General features: G+C 71.2%; 19 protein-coding genes. 8 read left to right on the top strand and 11 right to left on the bottom strand.

Annotation, left to right across the window (positions count from 1 at the left end):
* Window positions 1–162 precede the first annotated feature (162 nt).
* Window positions 163–1,746: an LCP family protein gene (locus tag ACZ44S_RS25620; RefSeq protein ID WP_466932861.1), complete on the top strand. Its 1,584-nt coding sequence runs from the start codon at window positions 163–165 to the stop codon at window positions 1,744–1,746.
* Window positions 1,747–1,798: 52 nt separating this feature from the next.
* Here ACZ44S_RS25620 and ACZ44S_RS25615 read toward each other — a convergent pair whose 3' ends face one another.
* A complete protein-coding gene (locus ACZ44S_RS25615; protein WP_466932859.1) occupies window positions 1,799–2,836 on the bottom strand; it encodes a glycosyltransferase family 2 protein in 1,038 nt (345 codons plus the stop codon).
* A gap of 128 nt (window positions 2,837–2,964) precedes the next feature.
* On the opposite strand from ACZ44S_RS25615, the gene ACZ44S_RS25610 reads away from it, so the two are divergent.
* Window positions 2,965–4,440 carry an LCP family protein gene (locus tag ACZ44S_RS25610; protein ID WP_466932857.1) on the top strand — a complete coding sequence of 492 codons (1,476 nt, stop codon included), beginning with the start codon at window positions 2,965–2,967 and terminating at the stop codon, window positions 4,438–4,440.
* Window positions 4,441–4,489: 49 nt separating this feature from the next.
* Here ACZ44S_RS25610 and ACZ44S_RS25605 read toward each other — a convergent pair whose 3' ends face one another.
* Complete coding sequence (locus ACZ44S_RS25605) at window positions 4,490–5,047, bottom strand: acyl-CoA thioesterase (RefSeq protein ID WP_466932855.1); 558 nt, start codon at window positions 5,045–5,047, stop codon at window positions 4,490–4,492.
* A gap of 120 nt (window positions 5,048–5,167) precedes the next feature.
* On the opposite strand from ACZ44S_RS25605, the gene ACZ44S_RS25600 reads away from it, so the two are divergent.
* Entirely contained in the window at window positions 5,168–6,439 is a 1,272-nt protein-coding gene (locus ACZ44S_RS25600; RefSeq protein ID WP_466932853.1) for an LCP family protein, read from the top strand.
* 56 nt (window positions 6,440–6,495) lie between these two features.
* Here ACZ44S_RS25600 and ACZ44S_RS25595 read toward each other — a convergent pair whose 3' ends face one another.
* Window positions 6,496–6,861 (bottom strand): four-helix bundle copper-binding protein, encoded by a 366-nt coding sequence (locus tag ACZ44S_RS25595; RefSeq protein ID WP_466932851.1) that lies wholly within the window; start codon window positions 6,859–6,861, stop codon window positions 6,496–6,498.
* A 227-nt stretch (window positions 6,862–7,088) separates the two neighbouring features.
* On the opposite strand from ACZ44S_RS25595, the gene ACZ44S_RS25590 reads away from it, so the two are divergent.
* Entirely contained in the window at window positions 7,089–8,252 is a 1,164-nt protein-coding gene (locus ACZ44S_RS25590; RefSeq protein ID WP_466932850.1) for a phospholipase D-like domain-containing protein, read from the top strand.
* 46 nt (window positions 8,253–8,298) lie between these two features.
* Here the strand turns inward: ACZ44S_RS25590 and ACZ44S_RS25585 are convergent, their stop codons facing one another.
* Window positions 8,299–9,456, bottom strand: a complete 1,158-nt coding sequence (locus ACZ44S_RS25585) for an acyl-CoA dehydrogenase (protein WP_268249064.1) — start codon at window positions 9,454–9,456, stop codon at window positions 8,299–8,301.
* Between the two features lie 181 nt (window positions 9,457–9,637).
* Here ACZ44S_RS25585 and ACZ44S_RS25580 point away from each other — a divergent pair, with 181 nt between their 5' ends.
* Window positions 9,638–10,981, top strand: coding sequence for a UDP-glucose dehydrogenase family protein (locus ACZ44S_RS25580; protein ID WP_466932848.1), 1,344 nt, complete (start codon window positions 9,638–9,640; stop codon window positions 10,979–10,981).
* A 376-nt stretch (window positions 10,982–11,357) separates the two neighbouring features.
* On the opposite strand, the gene ACZ44S_RS25575 is transcribed toward ACZ44S_RS25580, so the two are convergent.
* Window positions 11,358–11,864, bottom strand: a complete 507-nt coding sequence (locus ACZ44S_RS25575; protein ID WP_466932846.1) for a CGNR zinc finger domain-containing protein — start codon at window positions 11,862–11,864, stop codon at window positions 11,358–11,360.
* A 126-nt stretch (window positions 11,865–11,990) separates the two neighbouring features.
* On the opposite strand from ACZ44S_RS25575, the gene ACZ44S_RS25570 reads away from it, so the two are divergent.
* The gene (locus tag ACZ44S_RS25570; protein WP_466932844.1) at window positions 11,991–12,350 is read left to right on the top strand and encodes a VOC family protein; all 360 of its coding nucleotides are present in this window, start codon (window positions 11,991–11,993) and stop codon (window positions 12,348–12,350) included.
* Between the two features lie 15 nt (window positions 12,351–12,365).
* The gene (locus ACZ44S_RS25565) at window positions 12,366–12,758 is read left to right on the top strand and encodes a VOC family protein (RefSeq protein WP_466932842.1); all 393 of its coding nucleotides are present in this window, start codon (window positions 12,366–12,368) and stop codon (window positions 12,756–12,758) included.
* 18 nt (window positions 12,759–12,776) lie between these two features.
* Here ACZ44S_RS25565 and ACZ44S_RS25560 read toward each other — a convergent pair whose 3' ends face one another.
* The 4 genes from ACZ44S_RS25560 to ACZ44S_RS25545 all read right to left on the bottom strand — a co-directional run bounded on the left by ACZ44S_RS25560 (window position 12,777) and on the right by ACZ44S_RS25545 (window position 16,880).
* Window positions 12,777–13,904, bottom strand: coding sequence for a dipeptidase (locus tag ACZ44S_RS25560; protein WP_466932840.1), 1,128 nt, complete (start codon window positions 13,902–13,904; stop codon window positions 12,777–12,779).
* A gap of 122 nt (window positions 13,905–14,026) precedes the next feature.
* A complete protein-coding gene (locus ACZ44S_RS25555) occupies window positions 14,027–15,205 on the bottom strand; it encodes a dipeptidase (protein ID WP_466932838.1) in 1,179 nt (392 codons plus the stop codon).
* A gap of 14 nt (window positions 15,206–15,219) precedes the next feature.
* Window positions 15,220–15,744, bottom strand: coding sequence for a 5-(carboxyamino)imidazole ribonucleotide mutase (gene purE, locus ACZ44S_RS25550; protein ID WP_466932836.1), 525 nt, complete (start codon window positions 15,742–15,744; stop codon window positions 15,220–15,222).
* A complete protein-coding gene (locus ACZ44S_RS25545; protein ID WP_466932835.1) occupies window positions 15,741–16,880 on the bottom strand; it encodes a 5-(carboxyamino)imidazole ribonucleotide synthase in 1,140 nt (379 codons plus the stop codon). The genes purE and ACZ44S_RS25545 overlap by 4 nt, the downstream gene beginning before the upstream one ends.
* Window positions 16,881–17,034: 154 nt before the next feature.
* On the opposite strand from ACZ44S_RS25545, the gene ACZ44S_RS25540 reads away from it, so the two are divergent.
* The gene (locus tag ACZ44S_RS25540) at window positions 17,035–17,574 is read left to right on the top strand and encodes a GtrA family protein (protein WP_466932833.1); all 540 of its coding nucleotides are present in this window, start codon (window positions 17,035–17,037) and stop codon (window positions 17,572–17,574) included.
* 19 nt (window positions 17,575–17,593) lie between these two features.
* Here the strand turns inward: ACZ44S_RS25540 and ACZ44S_RS25535 are convergent, their stop codons facing one another.
* Both ACZ44S_RS25535 and ACZ44S_RS25530 read right to left on the bottom strand, forming a co-directional pair.
* Window positions 17,594–18,868 carry an ATP-binding protein gene (locus ACZ44S_RS25535; protein ID WP_466932831.1) on the bottom strand — a complete coding sequence of 425 codons (1,275 nt, stop codon included), beginning with the start codon at window positions 18,866–18,868 and terminating at the stop codon, window positions 17,594–17,596.
* A gap of 65 nt (window positions 18,869–18,933) precedes the next feature.
* Window positions 18,934–19,611, bottom strand: a complete 678-nt coding sequence (locus tag ACZ44S_RS25530) for a response regulator transcription factor (RefSeq protein WP_466932830.1) — start codon at window positions 19,609–19,611, stop codon at window positions 18,934–18,936.
* Window positions 19,612–20,065: the final 454 nt, after the last annotated feature.

The raw sequence follows: 20,065 nt of genomic DNA, 5'->3' as shown, positions 1-20,065 counted from the left end.
CCTGCGGGGCGCGGAGGGCCCGTTCCCCGTGCGGGGCGAATTTTTGTTGAACTCGCTCCGCGACGTGGGGCAACTGACGGGCCCCTCGTGCGTCTAACAGGAGGCAGGACGGCCCGACGTGGCCGCGGCGACGGGTTTCCAGGGGTGGGGAGGACGGGGGCAGTGACGCAGAACGCCACGCGGGAGACGCTCCGTGACAAGGAGCACCAGGAGGGGCCGGACGACGGCCCGCCCGCCGGTGACAGCGGCCCCCGCCCGCGGCGCGTGCGCCGGGTGCTCAAGTGGTCGGCCGCGGTCCTCGCCCTGCTCATAATCGGCGCTGCCGGGGCGGGTTACCTCTACTACCGGCAGCTGAACGGCAACATCAAGAAGGACGCCCTGAACCTGGGCGACAACAAGGTCGCCGAGCCGACGCCGAACGCGGCCGGGCAGACGCCGCTGAACATCCTGCTCATCGGCAGTGACGCGCGGGACACCGAGGAGAACCAGCAACTCGGGGGTGCCCGGGAGACGTTCGGCTCCACCCCGCTCGCCGATGTGCAGATGCTGGTGCACCTGTCGGCCGACCGGACCAACATGTCCGTGATCAGCATGCCGCGCGACACCCTGGTCGAGATCCCCAAGTGCACCGACCCGGACGACGGCGAGGTCTACCCGGCGAGCTACGGGCGCACGATGACCAACCAGAGCCTCGGACACGGCGGTCCGGGCTGCACCGTGGCCACCTGGCAGGAGCTCACCGGCATCCACATCGACCACTTCGTCATGGTCGACTTCGCGGGCGTGGTGTCCATGGCGGACGCGGTCGGCGGTGTCCCGGTGTGCGTCGACGCCAACATCCACTCACGCGACAGCCAGGGGCACGGCTCCGGGCTGAAGCTCGAGAAGGGCACCCACCCCGTCAAGGGCGAGCAGGCCCTGCAGTGGCTGCGCACCCGGTACGGCTTCGAGGACGGCAGCGACCTCGCCCGGGCCCGGGCCCAGCACATGTACATGAACTCGCTGGTCCGCCAGTTGCGGGAGAACGCCACCCTGAGCAGCCCCAACAAGCTGCGCAAGCTGGCCGAGAAGGCCACCGAGGCACTCACCGTCGACCCCGGTCTCGACACCGTGAAGAAGCTCTACGACCTGAGCACCGAGCTGCGCAAGGTGAAGCCGGAGCGCATCACCATGACGACGATGCCCAACCGGTACGTGGGCGCACGGGTGGAGCCGACCGAGGACGCGGAGAAGCTGTTCCGTCTCGTGCGCGAGGACATCGCCCTCGACGGCAAGGACGCCAAGCCGGAGAAGCCGGAGGACAAGAAGGACGAGGCACCCTCCGACCCGGCCGCCGACGACGCCGAGATCGCCGTCCAGGTGCGCAACGGCACCCGCACCGACACCCTCGCGGCCGCCCCCGGACGGACCGGCACGGTCGCCGGGGCGCTCAGGGAGCTGGGCTTCACGGCGACGACCGCCGACACCACCAGCGCGCTCAGCGAGAAGCGGACGGTCGTGCGCTACCCGAGCGCCGACCTGGAGGGCGACGCCCGGCGCGTCGCCGACGCCCTGGGCATCCCGGCGAGCCAGGTGAAACGGTCCACCGGCGTCTCCGGTGTGACCGTCGTGGTGGGCGCCGACTGGCGCGAGGGCACGGCGTACAAGGAGCCCGAGGAGGACAACACCACCCCCGAGTCGGCGAACGCGCTCAACGGGGCCGACGACGAGGCGTGCATGCACGTCAACCCCGCCTACACCTGGTGAACGCGCGAGGGCCCCTCCCCGGCCGGGAAGGGGCCCCGCGGACGTCGCGGTGTCAGGCGGCCGGCGCGTCCGCCTGCACGGCGGGGCGACGGGAGGCGATGACCTTCCTCGCCAGCGAGCGCGGGCTGGTCAGGAAGCCCCAGCCCCACGACATGTGCATGGTGGCGAGCGCCACCGGGATCTGCAGCCGCGCCTTCAGCGGCAGTCCCCTGCCGGCGGGTATGGACCCCGCCACGATCGCCGCGAGATAGCCGCCGGGCACCACGAAGCCCCACGGGGTGAGCACCGCGCCCACCACGATGCCGGCCAGGATCGCGCACACCGCGGTCGGCGGGGCGAGGTAGCGCAGGTTGATGGAGCCGGAGTGGTAGCGGGCCACGACGTGCCGCCAACGGCCGTAGTCCTTGTACTGCTTGGCCAGGGCGCGCACGCTCGGCCGGGGCCGGTAGGACACCTTCAGCTCCGGCGAGAACCAGATCAGCCCGCCGGCCTCACGGATGCGGAAGTTCAGCTCCCAGTCCTGGGCGCGGATGAACTCCACGTTGTAGCCGCCCTGCTGCTCCAGCGCCTCGCGCCGGAACACGCCGAGGTACACGGTCTCGGCGGCACCCGCCTGGCCACCGGTGTGGAAGACGGCGTTGCCCACACCGATCTTCGACGTCATCGCGGCGGCGACGGCGTGCTCCCAGTCGTTCTCGCCCTCGGCGTGCATGATGCCGCCGACGTTCTGCGCACCGGTCTCCTCGAGGAGCCGCACGGCGGTGGCGATGTAGTTCGGGGAGAGCATCCCGTGCCCGTCGACGCGGACCACGATCGGATGGCGCGAGGCCTTGATCGCCGCGTTGAGGGCGGCCGGGGTGCGGCCGGTGGGATTGGGCACGGTGTGCACCCGCGGGTCCTCGGCCACGAGCTCGGCGGCGATCTCGTCCGTGCGGTCCGTGGACGGACCGAGGGCGATCACGACCTCCATCTCGCCGGCGTACTCCTGGGCGAGGATCGCGCGGACGGCGCCACGCAGGTGCCGCTCCTCGTTGAGGACGGGCATGATCACGGAAACGGCGGGGTGCCGCACGTCGGGATTGGCGTTCATAGGGGGCTCACGTTACCGCGAACGGGGGACACGGTTGCGCGCGCCGGGGTGCTGTGCGCCGGGCCGCAGATCGTATCGGCCTACGGTGCTCCCGATCCCGCGCACGCCGTCGTCCGGAGGTGCCCCCCTTGCCCACGTCGCAGCGGTCCCCCCGGCCCCGCACCTCGCCCCAGCCCCCCCCGCGGCAGTCCCGCCGGGGGCCGCGGCCGCCCGTGCCCCCGCGCCGCAAGCCGCGCTGGGTCATGCGCACGGTCACCACGCTGTCGGTCGTGGTGCTCGCCTCCGCGGGGATCGGGCACGCGGTGCTCAGCAGCCTCGAGGAGGACATCACCCGGGTCGACCCGTTCCGCGACATGAAGAACCGGCCCGAGGCCGGCCACGGCATGAACATCCTGCTCGTCGGCACCGACGGCCGCGAGCGGATCGGCAAGGAGGAGCGGGAGAAGTACCGGCTCGGCGGGGCGCCCTGCCACTGCACCGACACGATCATGATCGTGCACATCTCGGAGGACCGGGACCGCGCCAGCGTGGTCAGCCTGCCCCGCGACTCCTACGCCGTGATGCCCCCGCACACCGACCGCGTGAGCGGCGAACGGCATGCGTCGCACCCCGTCAAGCTGAACGCGGCGTACGCGGAGGGCGGGCCGCAGCTGACGGTGCGCACCGTCGAGAAGATGACCCGCGTGAAGATCGACCACTATCTGGAGGTCGACTTCACCAGCTTCATGAAGACCGTCGACGTGGTCGGCGGCGTGGAGATCTGCACCGACCGGCGGCTCAAGGACAGCCGGACGGGCCTGGACCTGGCGGCCGGCCGCCACACCCTCAAGGGCGGCGAGGCCCTGCAGTACGTCCGGGCCCGGCATGTCGACGGCGCCTCCGACCTCAGCAGGATGCGGCGCCAGCAGCACTTCATGGCCGCGCTGGTGGACCGTGCGACCTCCTCCGGGATCCTGCTGAACCCGATGAGGTTCCGGGACGTGACCCGGGCGGTGCTCGGCTCGGTCCGCGCGGACAAGGGCTTCGGCACGGGTGAACTGCTGGACCTCGGCCGGGCGATGCGGAACTTCTCGCCGTCCTCCTCCGAGTTCACGACGGTGCCGATCGAGAAGATGGGATACGCGGTGAAGGGCGTCGGATCGACGCTGAAGTGGGACGCCGAGAAGGCCGGGCACATCTTCGACGCGCTCCGCCGGGATCAGGCGCTCTCCGGGCACCGCTCCCCCGACGCGGCACAGCGGGTGCCCGTGGACCCCCGGCAGATCCGCGTCCAGGTCGAGAACGGCACCCGGACCGCGGGCCTCGGCAGGCGTGTGGACGCGGCACTGGCGGCGACCGGCTTCAACACCACCCGCGTCCCGGCCAACGCGGCCGAGCAGAACGTGAAGCGCACGGTCGTCGCCTACGACCCCCGCTGGGACCGCTCCGCGAAGTCCCTCGCCGCGGCCCTGCCCGGCAGCGAGCTGCGCGCGGTGAAGGGGCAGGGCGCCACGCTGAAGGTGATCGCGGGCGCCGACTTCGTCAAGGTGCGCAAGGTACGGGCCGAGGACCCGGGTCAGGGCGAGTTCGGGGTGGTGCGGGGCGACGAGGTGAGCTGCTCCTGAACCGCCGCCCTCTCCCGAACGGCATCCCTGGAAGATCGATGAAGATCTTCTAGTCCTCGAATCCGTCCGCGGCGCGCTTCTCCCGCAGCTCCATGATCGCCCGGCGGCGGGCCAGCCGGTGGGTGCGGCGGATCTGGGCCTCCTGGTAGCGGCGCTTGTCCTGCTCCGTGTCCGGTATCACCTGCGGCACCCGGCGCGGCTTGCCGTCGGCGTCGACGGCCGCGAAGACCAGATACGCCGAGCCGACGTGGGTGGCCGGGGCGGACTCGTTCCAGCGCTCCGCCAGTACCCGCACGCCGACCTCCATCGAGGTCCGGCCGGTCCAGTTGACCTGGGCCTTCACATGGACCAGATCACCGACGCGGACCGGCTCGAGAAAGGCCATCTCGTCCATGGAGGCGGTGACGGCCGGCCCCCCGGAGTGCCGTCCGGCGACGGCACCCGCCGCGTCGTCGACCAACTTCATGATCACCCCGCCGTGCACCGTACCCAGAAGGTTGGTGTCGTTGTGGGTCATGATGTGGCTGAGGGTCGTACGGGACGCCGCGATGGGCTTGCCCGGAATGTCCGGACTCTCCGTGGCTGCGGCTGGGGCCTGGTCTGTCATGGACTCCACCTTATGCCGAGGCGTCGTCCGCCCTGATTTGTGTCAGCTTCGCTACAGCGCTGCCCTGATTTTCCGACGACCCTTGTATGGCGCACAGCGCGGACCTGCACACTGTCTCCCATGAATGATTGGCCCGAGGCATGGTCCGACGAAAACCGCGGCGGCCGCTACGGACGCGGGAGCGCGAGCGCACAGCCCGAGAGCGCCCGCGTCATGCGGCAGGTCCGCCGCGGCCCGGCGGCCCCTCCCGGGCAGGGCGCGTACGGCGGTGTCCCGCAGCAGCCGTCGTACGTGGACGGACAGGGTCACGGCCCCGACGGCTACGACAGCGGCTACAACACCGGCCAGGTCTACGGCTCGCCCGGCGGCGGCGGGCGGGGCGGTGACGGCGGCTACGCCTCGCAGCGCCCGGCGCCCGACTGGCGCCGCCGCATCAAGTGGACGGCGATCACCCTGGTGACCGTGCTGGTCGTGACGACCGTCGGCACGTACTTCTGGGCCGACGGCAAGCTCAACCGCGAGGTCGACCTGTCGAAGGTGATCGAGCGGCCGGAGAAGGGCGCGGGCACCAACTACCTGATCGTCGGCTCCGACAGCCGCGCGGGGATGTCCGACGAGGACAAGAAGAGGCTGCGCACCGGGTCCGCCGAGGGCAAGCGCACGGACTCGATGATGATCCTGCACACCGGTGACAACGGCCCCACCCTCATCTCACTGCCCCGGGACTCGAACGTCGAGATACCGTCCTTCAAGGGCTCGGAGTCGGGCAAGACCTACCCCGCGACCGGACGGCAGGTGAAGCTCAACGCCGCCTACGCCGAGGACGGGCCCGAGCTGCTGGTGCGCACGGTGGAGTTCAACACCGGCCTGCACATCGACCACTACGTCGAGATCGGCTTCGCCGGCTTCGCGAACATCGTGGACGCGGTCGGCGGGGTGGAGATGGACATCCCGCAGGACATCAAGGACACCAAGTCCGGCGCCGACCTCAAGAAGGGCAAGCAGACCCTGAACGGCGAGGAGGCGCTCGCCTTCGTCCGCACCCGGTACGCGCTGGCGGGCTCCGACCTGGACCGTACGAAGAACCAGCAGAAGTTCCTCTCGGCCCTGGCCAACCAGGTGGCCACGCCGGGCACGGTCCTCAATCCCTTCAAGCTCTACCCGACCATGGGCGCCGGCCTGGACTCCCTGATCGTCGACAAGGACATGGGCCTGTTCGACCTGGCCGACATGTTCTGGTCGATGAAGGGCGTCAGCGGCGGCGAGGGCACGTCCATGAACATGCCCATCTCGGGGTCCAGCGGCGGCAACCTGGTCTGGGACAAGGCGAAGGTGAAGCAGCTGGTGAACCAGCTGAACAACGACGAGAAGGTCACCGTCAAGGGCAACTGACGTCCGGACGCGGGCCGGGGCACCCCACGGGGTGCCCCGGCCGTTTTCCGGGGGTGTCACATCGTGGCGCCCGCCATCGCCCGGCACATCTCGGAGCAGCGGCGACAGGAGTCGGCACAGGCCGTCATCCGGTCGTCCTCCGGCATGGACATACACGCCTCGGCGCAGATGTCGCAGGCCTGCGCGCACATCATGCACATCTCGTTCGCCAGCGGCGAGCGGCGCATCATCATGTCCGCACACATGCGGGTCATCTCCGCGCAGTCCATGAGCGCGCGCATGACCGGCATCCGGGCCTCGCCGCCCATGTGCAGACAGGAGCTCATGGTCTCCTCGCACACGGTGTGGCAGGCCATGCACGCCTGGACGCAGTCCTGCATCTGCCGGCTCATCGGTTCCATGGTGGGCTGCTGCTGGGTCATGGTTCCTCCCAGGGGGCGGCGAGGACCGGCGTTCGACCCTCGCCCCTCCGTCCTACGCCCCTCGCCCCATGACCACCACAGGACGGACCGAACCGCCCGGTCCCGCGTGGGCCGGGCCCCGGAAACGGGATGTTCGGGCGCAGAGCGGGCAACGGCATTAGGGGGGTGGCGCCCGGGTCGGACCGAGGACGCGACGAGGGCTCGACGAACGGGACAGGGAGAGCACGATGACACCACAGGCGGAGAGACAGAGGCTGCGCAGACGGCTGGAGCGGCTCATCGGCATCGCCGCGACCGAGGGCAACGAGCTCGTGCCGCTGCGCAACGGCGACCAGATCTTCCCCGCGATGCTGGCGGCGGTCCGTGCCGCGCGGCACACCATCGACATGATGACCTTCGTGTACTGGCGGGGCGACATCGCGCGGGAGTTCGCCGGCGCCCTGGCCGACCGGGCCCGCGCGGGGGTGCGCGTACGGCTGCTGCTGGACGGCTTCGGGGCCAAGGAGATAGAGCCGGAACTGCTCCGGGCGATGGCGGAGGCCGGTGTCCAGGTGGCCTGGTTCCGCAAGCCCACGCGGCTGTCGCCGATGCGCCAGAACCACCGCTGCCACCGCAAAGTGCTGGTCACCGACGAGCACACCGCCTTCACCGGGGGCGTGGGCATCGCCCAGGAGTGGTGCGGCGACGCCCGCAATCCCGACGAGTGGCGCGACACCCATGTCCGGGTCAGGGGACCGGCCGTGGACGGCATCGCGGCGGCCTTCGCCCAGAACTGGGCCGAGTGCCACGACGAGCTGTACGACGAGCACGACCGGTTCACCGAGCAGGAACAGCCGGGGAACGCCACGGTCCAGGTGGTGCGGGGCTCGGCGAGCTTCGGCTGGCAGGACATGCAGACACTGCTGCGCGTGGTGATCACTTCGGCGCGGGAGCGCTTCCGGCTGGCCACGGCCTACTTCGCGCCCGACGCCTACTTCGTCGGGCTGCTGGCCGACGCGGCCCGCCGGGGGGTGCGGGTGGAGATCCTGCTGCCGGGTCCGCACACCGATCAACGGGCCTGTCTGCTGGCCGGTCGGCAGCACTACCAGGAGCTGGTCGACGCGGGGGTGGAGGTGCGGGAGTACCAGCCGACCATGCTCCACACGAAGATCATCACGGTGGACGGCGTCTGCTCCCTCATCGGGTCCACGAACTTCAACCGCCGTTCGCTGGAGCACGACGAGGAGGTCATGCTGGCCGTTCTCGACGAGGACTTCACCGCGGAGCTCGACGGGGACTTCGACGCCGACCGCAAGCTGAGCGAGCCGGTCGACCCGGCCCGCTGGAAGCGGCGCCCGCTGACCGAGCGCCTGGCCGAGGCTGCGGTCACCCCGATCCGGCGTTTCCTGTGACGACCTGTTCCCGGGCCGGGGCGCCCGGCCCGGGAACAGGGAAGGGCTACGGCAGGTTGCGGGCCATGACGATCCGCTGAACCTGATTCGTCCCTTCATAAATCTGCGTGATCTTGGCGTCGCGCATCATCCGCTCGACCGGGTAGTCACGGGTGTAGCCGTAGCCGCCGAGGAGCTGGACGGCGTCCGTGGTGACCTCCATGGCGACGTCGGAGGCGAAACACTTGGCGGCGGCGCCCTGGAAGGTGAGGTCGCTGTCGCCGCGCTCGGACTTGGCCGCGGCGGCGTAGGTGAGCTGGCGGGCGGCCTCGATCTTCATGGCCATGTCGGCGAGCATGAACTGGATGCCCTGGAAGTCGGCGATCGGCTTGCCGAACTGCTTGCGCTCCTGGACATAGCCCTTGGCGTAGTCGAGGGCGCCCTGGGCGATGCCGAGGGCCTGGGCGGCGATGGTGATGCGGGTGTGGTCCAGCGTCTTCATCGCGGTGGCGAAGCCGGTGCCCTCCTCGCCGATCATGCGGTCGGCGGGGATGCGGACGTTGTCCAGGTACACCTCGCGCGTGGGCGAGCCCTTGATGCCGAGCTTCTTCTCGGGGGCGCCGAAGGAGACGCCCTCGTCGGACTTCTCGACGACGAAGGCGGAGATGCCCTTGGAGCGCTTGGTGGGGTCGGTGACGGCCATCACCGTGTAGTACTCGGACTCGCCGGCGTTGGTGATCCAGCGCTTCACGCCGTTGAGGACGTAGTGGTCGCCGTCGCGGACCGCCTTGGTCTTCATGCCGGCGGCGTCGGAGCCGGCGTCCGGCTCGGAGAGGCAGTACGAGAACATCGCCTCGCCCTTGGCGAGCGGGGTCATGTACTTCTTCTTCAGCGCCTCGGAGCCGGACAGGATGACCGGCAGCGAGCCCAGCTTGTTCACGGCGGGGATGAGGGAGGAGGACGCGCAGACGCGGGCCACCTCCTCGATCACGATGACCGTCGCGAGAGCGTCCGCGCCGGCACCGCCGAACTCCTCGGGTACGTGGACGGCGTGCAGGTCGTTCGCGACGAGCGCGTCGAGGGCCTCGCGGGGGAAGCGGGCCTCCTCGTCCACCGCGGCGGCGTACGGCGCGATCTTCGCCTCGGCCAGCGAGCGGACGGCGTCGCGGAGCATGTCGTGCTCCTCGGACGGGCGGTACAGGTCGAAGTCAGCCGATCCGGCCAAGGTCTCTCACGCTCCAAAACGCTGCGATGCTGGTCACGCTAACTACCGTTAAGTAACTCCAATTTTAGGCCTTCGTCCCCGGTCGTGGATAGGTGAGCTTGACGACAGCCGGAGGGCTTGGTTCCCCGCCTCCCGGCTATGCTCGGGCGCGCACTGCATGCCGTTGACCCCTGGAGCACCCATGGCCCTGAAGATCACCGTGATCGGCACCGGTTATCTCGGCGCGACCCACGCGGCGGCCATGGCGGAGCTGGGATTCGAGGTGCTGGGCCTCGACGTCGTGCCGGAGAAGATCGACAAGCTCCGGCGCGGTGAGGTCCCGATGTACGAGCCGGGGCTCGACGAGCTGCTGCGCCGGCACGTCGCCGGGATCGAAGGGTCGAGCGGCCGGCTGCGGTTCACCATGGACTGGGCCGAGGTGGGCGAGTTCGGCGACATCCACTTCGTCTGCGTGAACACCCCGCAACGGCACGGCGAGTACGCCTGCGACATGTCGTACGTCGACTCCGCGATCGCCTCGCTCGCGCCGCATCTGAAGGGTCCCGCGCTGGTCGTCGGCAAGTCGACGGTACCGGTGGGTTCGGCCGACCGGCTGGCCGCCTACCTGGCGGAGCACGCCCCGGCCGGCGAGGACGCGGAGCTGGCGTGGAACCCGGAGTTCCTGCGCGAGGGCTTCGCCGTCCAGGACACGCTGCACCCGGACCGGATCGTGGTGGGCGTGCGCAGCGAGCGCGCGGAGAAGCTGCTGCGCGAGGTGTACGCCACTCCGGTCGAGGAGGGGTCGCCGTTCGTGGTGACGGACTTCCCGACGGCGGAGCTGGTGAAGACCTCCGCGAACTCCTTCCTCGCGACCAAGATCTCCTTCATCAACGCCATGGCCGAACTGTGCGAGGCGACGGGCGGTGACGTCGCCAGGCTGGCGGAGGCCATCGGCTACGACGACCGGATCGGCAAGAAGTTCCTGCGGGCCGGGATCGGGTTCGGCGGCGGCTGTCTGCCGAAGGACATCCGGGCGTTCATGGCGCGCGCGGGTGAGCTGGGCGCGGACCAGGCGCTGACGTTCCTGAGGGAGATCGACTCGATCAACATGCGCCAGCGCGGCCGGATGGTGGAGCTGACCCGGCAGGCGCTGGGCGGCGGCCCGTTCCTGGGCAAGCGGGTGGCGGTGCTGGGCGCGACCTTCAAGCCGGACTCGGACGACGTCCGGGACTCGCCGGCGCTGAACGTGGCCGGGCAGATCCATCTGCAGGGCGGCCAGGTGACCGTGTACGACCCGAAGGGGATGGACAACGCCCGCAGCATCTTCCCGACCCTGGGGTACGCCGACTCGGCGCTGGACGCGGTGCGGGGCGCGGATGTCGTGCTGCATCTGACGGAGTGGCGGGAGTTCCGCGAGCTGGACCCGGCGGAGCTGGGTGAGGTGGCGGCCGAGAAGCTGATCCTGGACGGCCGGAACGCGCTCGACGCCGAGGTCTGGCGGCGGGCCGGGTGGCGCTTCCGCGCGATGGGCCGCCCCGGCGCCTGAGCCGGCGCCCTGCACGACGGGTGACGCCGGTTCGGCCGAGGCTCAGTCGGCCGAACCGGCGTCCCGCTGCATTCTGCCAAACCCCCCGCGCACCCGGCGCGACTATGCCCCCTTCCACCGGGGCTGCGATATCGCGCCGCGGTCCGGGCAGCGCGCCCTGAAGGGACACGGAGAACCGCGCGACCAGCCACAACGACGCCCCAGCCGCCCCACACCCGCACCCCCTACGCCCCGAGGGGCGCGGGGAACTGCGCGACCAGCCACGACGGCGCGGCAGACGACCCACACCGCACCCCCCTTGCCTTAGGGGGCGCGGGGAACTGGGCCAACAGCCACGACAACGCCGCAGCCGGGCCTCGACACACATCACCGCGTCCTAGGCGGAGCGCTCCCGGTACCGGCGCATCTTCGCGCGCGCCCCGCACACCTGCATGGAGCACCAGCGGCCGCGACCCGCGGGGCTGCGGTCGTAGTACGCCCAGTGGCAGGTGACGGCCTCGCAGGCCTTGAGCCGGTTCCACGTGCCCGCGGTGACGGCCTCGGCGACGGCGGCGGCGATCCGGGAGAGCAGCGGGCCGTCGTCGACCGGGGCGAGGGCGGCCGAGCCGTCGGCGGCGTCGACCGTGACCACCAGAGGCGCCCGCGCCAGCAGGTCGCCCAGCGGGGTGACGGCACGGTGCGGCGGGTGCCCGGCGTGCGCGAGGAGGGTCACGCGCAGGGACTCGCGCAGTTCGCGGGCGGAGCCGACGGCGTCCTCGGTGAGCCCGAACGGCGCACGGCCCTCCGCGGTGTCCAGCGCGTCGCCGCCCGTTTCGATGTCCAGCGTGTTGACCAGGGCCTGGACCAGGGCGAGCCCACCGGGCGGGGCCGATCTCTCACTCATGCCTGGACCGTACCTCTCGGGTCTGCGGAACCCCCTTGCGGCGTTACCCCCTATGGTGCAGCATGCAGTAACGGTTACCGGCTGAAGGCAGTTACCGGTAACACCCCCAATCTCGAGGAGGACGACATGTCCGTGGCCAAGGTGGGCGCCGTCGTACTGGACTGTCCCGACCCGCGCGAGCTGGCCGCTTTCTACGCCGGGATCGTGGGCGGCACGGTGGAGGGCGAGGACGACTGGATGGACCTGAAGGTGCCCGGCGGCCCGACGCTGGCCTTCCAGGCGGCGCCGGGACACGTGCCGCCGCGGTGGCCGGCGGCGGACCACTCGCAGCAGTTCCACCTGGACCTGACGGTCGAGGACCTGGACGCCGCCGAGAAGGAGGTGCTGGCGCTGGGCGCGAAGCCGCTGGACGCGGAGGACCGCTCGCGGACCTTCCGGGTTTACGCGGATCCGGCCGGGCACCCGTTCTGCCTGTGCGCCTGCTGACTCCAGGAGGAATTCATGGCCGCGGTGGCACGCCTGCGCAGTGTCGTCCTCGACTGCCCCGATCCGCGTGAGCTGGCCGTCTTCTACGCGGCCGTCGGCGGGGGCACGCCCGTGGAGGAGGACCCGGACTGGGTGGTGCTCCAGATCCCCGCGGGGCCGCGGCTGGCCTTCCAACGGGCGCCCGGGTACGCACCGCCGGACTGGCCGCGCGCCGACCACGACTCCCAGCAGTTCCACCTCGACTTCGACGCCGGGGGGACGTGGGAGGAGGTCGACGCGGCCGAGGAGAAGGTGCTGGCGCTGGGGGCACGGGTGCTGGACCGGGAGGACGACGAGACAAAGGACTTCCGCGTGTACGCCGATCCCGCGGGGCATCCGTTCTGTCTGTGCCGGATCGCACAGCCGTAGGGCCTGGGGCGGCCGGGCTCAGCCGTCGAGCTCGGCGATCGTCGCCGTCGACGGGGGCCGGCGCTGCTGTGCGGTGTGGGCCGTGAAATCCGCGCCGCGCAGCACCCGCTGCACGTTGCCCCAGGTCAGGAGTGCCACATCGGACTCCTCCCAGCCGCGCCGCAGCAGTTCGGCGATCAGCCTCGGGTAGCAGGAGGTGTCGCCCAGTTCCTGCGGATGGGCGCTGCCGGTGTCGTAGGTGCCGGACAGGCCGACGCACTCCGGTCCGGCGAGAGTGCGGACGTGGTCCAGGTGGTCGGCGACGTCACGGACGGTCGGGCCGGCCTGCTCGGCGGTCAGCGGCACCAGGCACAGGCCCTTGGCCTCCCCCACCTCGGTGAGCAGCTCGTCTGGGAGGTTGGCCGGGTGGGGGCGCAGGGCGCGGGCGGCCGAGCGGGTGAACAGCACGGGCGCCTTGGAGATGGTCAGGACCCGCCGGATCGTCGGAGTGGAGGCGTGCGCCAGGTCGGCGATCATGCCGACCCGGTTCATCTCGCGGACGACCTCCTCGCCGAACCGGGTGAGGCCCGCGGCGCCCGCCCAGCTGGTGCCGGTCAGGGTGAGGACACGCACCCCGAGGGCGTGCAGCGAGCGCAGGACGCCCAGGGAGTCACCGAGAGCCGCGGCGCCGGCGGGGCCGAACAGCACCGCGACCCGGCCGCAGTTGCGGGCGTCGACGACCTGCCCCGCGGTACGGGCGGGCCGCAGGCCCTCGTCGTGGGCGGCGACCACCGACTTCGCCAGGTCCAGCTGCTCCAGGGTCGCGCCGACGGCCCGGTCGCCGTCGTACCCCTCGGGCAGCTGCAGCGACCAGAACACGGCCCCCACCTGGCCCCTGCGCAGCCGGGGCACGTCCGCGTCGACGGCGCTCTCCCCGAGTTCCAGGTCGTACCAGGGCAGCCGGCGCAGCGCCCACGGCAGCCCGCTGTGGCCGTCGGCGACGGGGTGGGCGGCGAGGACGGCACGGGCCCGGGTCAGCGGGGTGTCGTCCGGGTCGGAGACCGGCTCGTACACCTCCGGCCCGACGATCACCGCCTCCTGCGGGTACGGCTCGTCGGCACGCCCCACCTCGCCGACGGGGTGCAGGTCGTCCTGGAGATCGGCCATCACGGGCTCCGTACGTCGTGACCTGGGCAGTACGGTCACCGTCGCACGGAGCGGCCGTGGGGTTCCTGGTGGACGGGGCGTTCGGGGTAAGCCCGCAAGGGCCCCCACCCGGGCCGGGCCGGTCAGCCGTCCAGGGAGGCCAGGGTGGCGTTGGACGGTGCGCGGGTCGCGCGCAGATCGCGGGCGACGTCCTCCGCGGCGCCCAGGACCCGTACCGCGTTCTGCCAGGTCACCTTGGCCAGGTCGGTCTTCGACCAGCCGCGGTCGAGGAGTTCGGCGATCAGGTTCGGGTATCCGGAGACGTCGCCCAGGCCGTCGGGGGTGAAGGCCGTGCCGTCGTAGTCGCCGCCGATGCCGAGGTGGTCGATGCCCGCGACCTCGCGCATGTGGTCCAGGTGGTCGGCAACCGTGGACACCGTGGCGACCGGGCGCGGGTGGGTCTCCTCGAAGGCGCGGTGGACCTTCATCGCCTCGGCGGTGGTGTCGAGGTGGTGGAAGCCGTGCGCGCGCATGTTCTCGTCGGCCGCGGCGGTCCAGTCGACGGCCGCCTGGAGCACGAACTTCGGCACGAACGTCACCATCGCGACACCGCCGTTGGCGGGCAGCCGTTCCAGTACGTCGTCCGGGATGTTGCGCGGGTGGTCGCAGACGGCGCGGGCGGAGGAGTGGGAGAAGATGACCGGCGCGGAGGTGGTGTCCAGCGCGTCCCGCATGGTCGTCGCGGCGACATGGGAGAGGTCGACCAGCATGCCGAGCCGGTTCATCTCCCGGACCACCTCGCGGCCGAAGGCGGACAGACCGCCCACGGCGGGCTCGTCGGTCGCCGAGTCCGCCCATGCCACGTTGAAGTTGTGGGTGAGGGTCAGATAGCGCACGCCGAGGTCGTACAACCCCCGGAGCGTTCCGAGCGAGTCGGCGATGGAGTGGCCGCCCTCCGCGCCCATGAGGGAGGCGATACGGCCCTGGCCGCGCGCCTCCTCCATGTCCGCGGCGGTCAGCGCGGGCGCCAGGTCCTCCGGGTGACGCGCCAGCAACTGCCGCACGCAGTCGATCTGTTCGAGCGTCGCCGGCACCGGGTCGGGCAGGTCCGCGCGGACGTACACCGACCAGAACTGCGCCCCGACGCCGCCCGCCCGCAGCCGGGGGATGTCGGTGTGCAGATGGACGGACTGGTCGCCGGCGATGTCGCGGGCGCCGAGGTCGTAGCGGACCTGTTCGCGCAGCGCCCACGGCAGGTCGTTGTGCCCGTCGACGACGGGGAACTCGGCCAGCAGCGCGCGGGCGTCGCCGAGGGACGTCATGGCACCCTCCCCGCTCACTTGCCGAAACCGAAGCCGTTGCCGGACCCCTCGGCCTTGGCGCGCAGCCGCTTGCCCTTCTCGGTGGCCTGGTCGTTCAGCTCCTGCTGGAACTCCCGCATCCGGCCGAGGAGTTCCTCGTCGTGGGAGGCGAGGATCCGGGCCGCGAGCAGGCCCGCGTTGCGCGCTCCGGCGACGGAGACCGTGGCAACCGGGACACCGGCCGGCATCTGCACGATGGACAGCAGGGAGTCCATGCCGTCGAGGTACTTCAGCGGCACGGGCACACCGATGACGGGCAGCGGGGTGACCGAGGCGAGCATGCCGGGCAGATGGGCGGCGCCGCCCGCACCCGCGACGATCACCTTCAGGCCCCGGTCCGCGGCCTGCTCGCCGTACGCGATCATCTCGCGGGGCATGCGGTGCGCGGAGACGACGTCGACCTCGTAGTCGATCTCGAACTCGTCGAGGGCCTTGGCCGCAGCCTCCATGACGGGCCAGTCGGAGTCCGACCCCATGACGATGCCGACAACAGGGCTCATTCGGTGATCGTGCCTCTCAGGTAGCCGGCTGCGTGACGGGCGCGCTCCAGCACGTCGTCCAGGTCGTCGCCGTAGGTGTTGACGTGGCCCACCTTGCGGCCGGGCTTCACGTCCTTGCCGTACATGTGGATCTTCAGCTGGGGGTCGCGGGCCATGCAGTGCAGGTACGCGGAGTACATGTCCGGGTAGTCGCCGCCCAGGACGTTGACCATGACCGTCCACTTCGCGCGCGGACGCGGGTCGCCGAGCGGGAGGTCCAGGACGGCGCGGACGTGGTTGGCGAACTGCGAGGTGATCGCGCCGTCCATGGACCAGTGGCCCGAGTTGTGCGGGCGCATCGCGAGTTCGTTGACGAGGATGCGGCCGTCGCGGGTCTGGAACAGCTCGACCGCGAGGTGGCCGACGACGCCGAGCTCCTTGGCGATGGTCAGCGCCATCTCCTCGGCCCTCAGCGCGAGCTCCTCGTCGAGGCCGGGCGCGGGCGCGATCACGGTGTCGCAGACGCCGTTGACCTGCCGCGACTCCACGACCGGGTAGGCGACGGCCTGGCCGTGCGGGGAGCGGACCACGTTGGCGGCCAGCTCGCGCACGAAGTCGACCTTCTCCTCGGCGAGGACGGGCACGCCCGCCTTGAACGGCTCGGCGGCCTCCTCGGCGGAGTCGACGACCCACACGCCCTTGCCGTCGTAGCCGCCGCGGACCGTCTTGAGGACGACGGGGAAGCCCTCCCCCTCGGCGGCGAACGCGGCCACGTCGGCGGGACCGTCGACGATGCGGTGCCGGGGGCAGGGCACGCCGATCGCGTCGAGCTTCGCGCGCATCACCCCCTTGTCCTGGGCGTGCACGAGCGCCTCGGGGCCGGGACGGACGGGGATGCCGTCCGCCTCCAGGGCCCTGAGGTGCTCGGTGGGCACGTGCTCGTGGTCGAAGGTGATCACGTCGCAGCCGCGCGCGAACGCGCGCAGCGTCTCCAAGTCGCGGTAGTCGCCGACGACGACATCGCCGACGACCTGCGCCGCGGAATCCTGCGGAGTGTCACTGAGAAGCTTGAACCTGATGCCGAACGGGATGCCCGCCTCGTGTGTCATACGAGCGAGCTGGCCACCGCCGACCATGCCGACTACCGGGAACGTCACGCCCCCAGGGTATCCGTCGAGCCACAGTGGCCGATTTCCCGGCCCGGTATCCGCAGGGTCTGCGGTCAGGGCCTCCGTCCGCAGGAAGATCGCGAGGACGGGTGGTTAGCATGGTCTCGTTGACGCCAACCGATGGACGGGGGCCAGCACGACCATGGGACCAGGTTCCTCCGGGCCTCCGACCAGGGCCCCGGCTCCGGCTCCGGGCGGCACCCTGCGGCAGCGGATCGACGGGCTCTTCCGCGAGCTGGTGAAGTTCGGCGCGGTCGGCGGAGCGGGCCTGCTGGTCAACTTCGTGGTGTTCAACCTGGTCCGGCAGGTGACCGACCTGCACGTGGTGCGGGCGAGCGTCATCGCCACCATCGTGGCGATCATCTTCAACTACGTCGGCTTCCGGTACTTCACCTACCGCGACCGCGACAAGTCCCGGCGCACCCGGGAAATGTCCCTGTTCCTGCTGTTCAGCGCGGCCGGTCTGGTGATCGAGAACGGCGTGCTGTACACGGCGACGTACGGCTTCGGCTGGGACAGCTCCCTGCAGAGCAACATCTTCAAGTTCCTGGGCATCGGCATCGCGACCCTGTTCCGCTTCTGGTCGTACCGCACGTGGGTGTTCCGTGCGCTGCCCGTCCGGGGGACGGTGACGGGTTCCGGCCCGGTCACCGGGGACCGGCCGAAGCAGCGGGTGCCGTAGCCGCACCCCGCCCTGCCGCTCAGCGCACCGTGCGGCCGCTCTCCTCGTCCGCGGACCTCTGCGGGGGCGTACGGGACAGGAACAGCCCGAAGACCGCCGGGCTGGCCTGCAGCATCTCCAGCCGGCCGCCGTCCGCCTCGGCCAGGTCCCGGGCCACGGCCAGGCCGATGCCGGTGGAGTTGCGCCCGCTGATCGCCCGCTCGAAGATCCGCGCCCCCAGCTCGGCGGGGACGCCGGGACCCTCGTCGGTGACCTCGACCACGACCTGGTTGCCCGTGACCCGTGTCCGCAGGGCGACCGTGCCGCCGCCGTGCATCAGCGAGTTCTCGATCAGCGCGGCCAGCACCTGGGCCACCGCGCCCGGCGTGCCCACCGCCCGCAGCTCGCGCTTGCCGGAGGTGACGATCGCGCGGCCCGCGCTGCGGTAGGCGGGGCGCCACTCGGCGAGCTGCTGCTTGATCACCTCGTCGAGGTCGAAGGTGACCGCGGAGCCGGTGCGGGGGTCGCGGGAATTGGTCAGCAGCCGTTCCACGACGTCCGTCAGCCGCTCCACCTGCGTCAGCGCGATCGTCGCCTCCTCCTTCACCGTGTCCGGGTCGTCGGTGACGGTGATCTCCTCCAGGCGCATGGACAGCGCGGTGAGGGGGGTGCGCAGCTGGTGGGAGGCGTCGGCCGCCAGCCGCCGCTCGGCGGTCAGCATGCGGGCGATGCGCTCGGCGGAGGCGTCCAGCACGTCCGCGACCCGGTCCAGCTCGGGAACGCCGTAGCGGCGGTGGCGGGGGCGTGGATCGCCGGAGCCGAGGCGTTCGGCGGTCTCGGCGAGGTCGGTGAGCGGGGAGGCCAGCCGGCTCGCCTGGCGGATCGCCAGCAGCACCGCCGCGATCACGGCGAGGAGTGCCACCAGGACGATGATCAGCAGCGTACGGCCGACCTCCCGGGTCACCGAGGAGCGCGGCTCCTGGACGGTGACCGTCTCGCCCTCCTCACCGGGTGCCGAGGCGCTGATGACGTCGCCGTCCGGTTTGGTGCCGACCTCGATGGGCGGCTTGCCGGGGATCCGTACGACGGCGTACCGGTCCTCGGTGATCTGGTCGCTGAGGATCTCGGCGGTGACCTTGTCCTCGACGAGCAGCCGGCTGTCGACGATGCTGGCCAGCCGCACCGCCTCGGACTCCACCCGCTCCCTGGCCGTCTCGCTGATGGTCCGGGTCTCCACGATCACCAGGGAGACGCCGAAGACGGCGATCACGACGAGCACCACGGCGAGCGTGGACTGGATCAGACGGCGGCGCATGTTCCCTTACCCACTGCTGTTGCCCGCTCCCACTGCTGTTGCCCGCTGGCGAACCCCGGCGGGGTTCAGCTCTTCTCGAAGCGGAAGCCCACACCGCGCACGGTGGCGATGTAGCGCGGGTTGGCCGCGTCGTCGCCGAGCTTCTTGCGCAGCCAGGAGATGTGCATGTCCAGGGTCTTGGTGGAGGACCACCAGGTGGTGTCCCAGACCTCGCGCATCAGCTGGTCGCGGGTGACGACCCGGCCCGCGTCCCGCACCAGGACCCGCAGCAGGTCGAACTCCTTGGCCGTGAGCTGGAGCTCCTCCTCGCCCATCCACGCCCGGTGGGACTCGACGTCGATGCGCACCCCGTGGGTGGCGGGCGGCTGCTGGGGCTCCGTGGAGCCGCGCCGTAGCAGGGCGCGGACCCGGGCGAGCAGCTCGGCGAGACGGAACGGCTTGGTGACGTAGTCGTCGGCGCCCGCGTCCAGGCCGACCACCGTGTCCACCTCGTCGGCGCGCGCGGTCAGGATCAGCAGCGGAACCGTGTGCCCCTCGGAGCGGAGCCGGCGGGCGACCTCGAGGCCGTCCATGCCGGGCAGCCCGAGATCCAGCACCACCAGGTCGACGCCGCCCTGCATCCCGGCGGCGAGTGCGCCGGGTCCGTCCTCACGCACCTCGACTTCGTAGCCCTCCCGGCGCAGGGCGCGGGCCAGCGGCTCCGAGATGGACGCGTCGTCCTCGGCGAGCAGTACACGGGTCATGCCAGTGATGGTAGACCCGCCGCGGTAAGCCCAGGGGGGTGATCGCCACGCTCGTCTCTTACCTCCCGCATACCCGCCTCTCACCTTCCACGGCCCTGGTACGGACCTGGGGGTGTGGGGTGCGATCCTGAAAGAGACCTTCGAATGAGTGATCCGGTTCCTCCGTAACCTGTGATCCGTGTCTCAAGTCCTTCCATATCCGGCACTGTCCTGCCGTATGGTGAATCAACGCCTGTTGCACCACGGGGACCTTTGGCGCAGTCGACGCCGAGGGTCTCTTTCGTGTGCGGGCCGGCTTTCCGCCGGCCCCGGAAGGAATGACCTGTGGCCGGGCCTCACCGCGCGTGGACGCACGGAGGAGGCGTGGATCCCGGTGGTCGCCGTCCGCCGTTCCGCGATCCGGAGCGGCCTCCCCCCGGGCGTGGGGTGGACGGTACGGCCCGCCGGTGCCGGC

It is taken from the genome of Streptomyces malachitofuscus (genome assembly GCF_055571035.1).
This window is presented reverse-complemented; position numbering and strand designations above follow the sequence as displayed.

Bases quoted from the DNA above. Each gene is read 5' to 3' on its own strand.
- ACZ44S_RS25615 (WP_466932859.1), bottom strand. From the start codon at position 2,836: ATGAACGCCAATCCCGACGTGCGGCACCCCGCCGTTTCCGTGATCATG.
- ACZ44S_RS25605 (WP_466932855.1), bottom strand. From the start codon at position 5,047: ATGACAGACCAGGCCCCAGCCGCAGCCACGGAGAGTCCGGACATTCCG.
- ACZ44S_RS25600 (WP_466932853.1), top strand. From the start codon at position 5,168: ATGAATGATTGGCCCGAGGCATGGTCCGACGAAAACCGCGGCGGCCGC.
- ACZ44S_RS25595 (WP_466932851.1), bottom strand. From the start codon at position 6,861: ATGACCCAGCAGCAGCCCACCATGGAACCGATGAGCCGGCAGATGCAG.
- ACZ44S_RS25590 (WP_466932850.1), top strand. From the start codon at position 7,089: ATGACACCACAGGCGGAGAGACAGAGGCTGCGCAGACGGCTGGAGCGG.
- ACZ44S_RS25580 (WP_466932848.1), top strand. From the start codon at position 9,638: ATGGCCCTGAAGATCACCGTGATCGGCACCGGTTATCTCGGCGCGACC.
- ACZ44S_RS25575 (WP_466932846.1), bottom strand. From the start codon at position 11,864: ATGAGTGAGAGATCGGCCCCGCCCGGTGGGCTCGCCCTGGTCCAGGCC.
- ACZ44S_RS25570 (WP_466932844.1), top strand. From the start codon at position 11,991: ATGTCCGTGGCCAAGGTGGGCGCCGTCGTACTGGACTGTCCCGACCCG.
- ACZ44S_RS25565 (WP_466932842.1), top strand. From the start codon at position 12,366: ATGGCCGCGGTGGCACGCCTGCGCAGTGTCGTCCTCGACTGCCCCGAT.
- ACZ44S_RS25560 (WP_466932840.1), bottom strand. From the start codon at position 13,904: ATGGCCGATCTCCAGGACGACCTGCACCCCGTCGGCGAGGTGGGGCGT.
- ACZ44S_RS25555 (WP_466932838.1), bottom strand. From the start codon at position 15,205: ATGACGTCCCTCGGCGACGCCCGCGCGCTGCTGGCCGAGTTCCCCGTC.
- purE (WP_466932836.1), bottom strand. From the start codon at position 15,744: ATGAGCCCTGTTGTCGGCATCGTCATGGGGTCGGACTCCGACTGGCCC.
- ACZ44S_RS25540 (WP_466932833.1), top strand. From the start codon at position 17,035: ATGGGACCAGGTTCCTCCGGGCCTCCGACCAGGGCCCCGGCTCCGGCT.
- ACZ44S_RS25535 (WP_466932831.1), bottom strand. From the start codon at position 18,868: ATGCGCCGCCGTCTGATCCAGTCCACGCTCGCCGTGGTGCTCGTCGTG.
- ACZ44S_RS25530 (WP_466932830.1), bottom strand. From the start codon at position 19,611: ATGACCCGTGTACTGCTCGCCGAGGACGACGCGTCCATCTCGGAGCCG.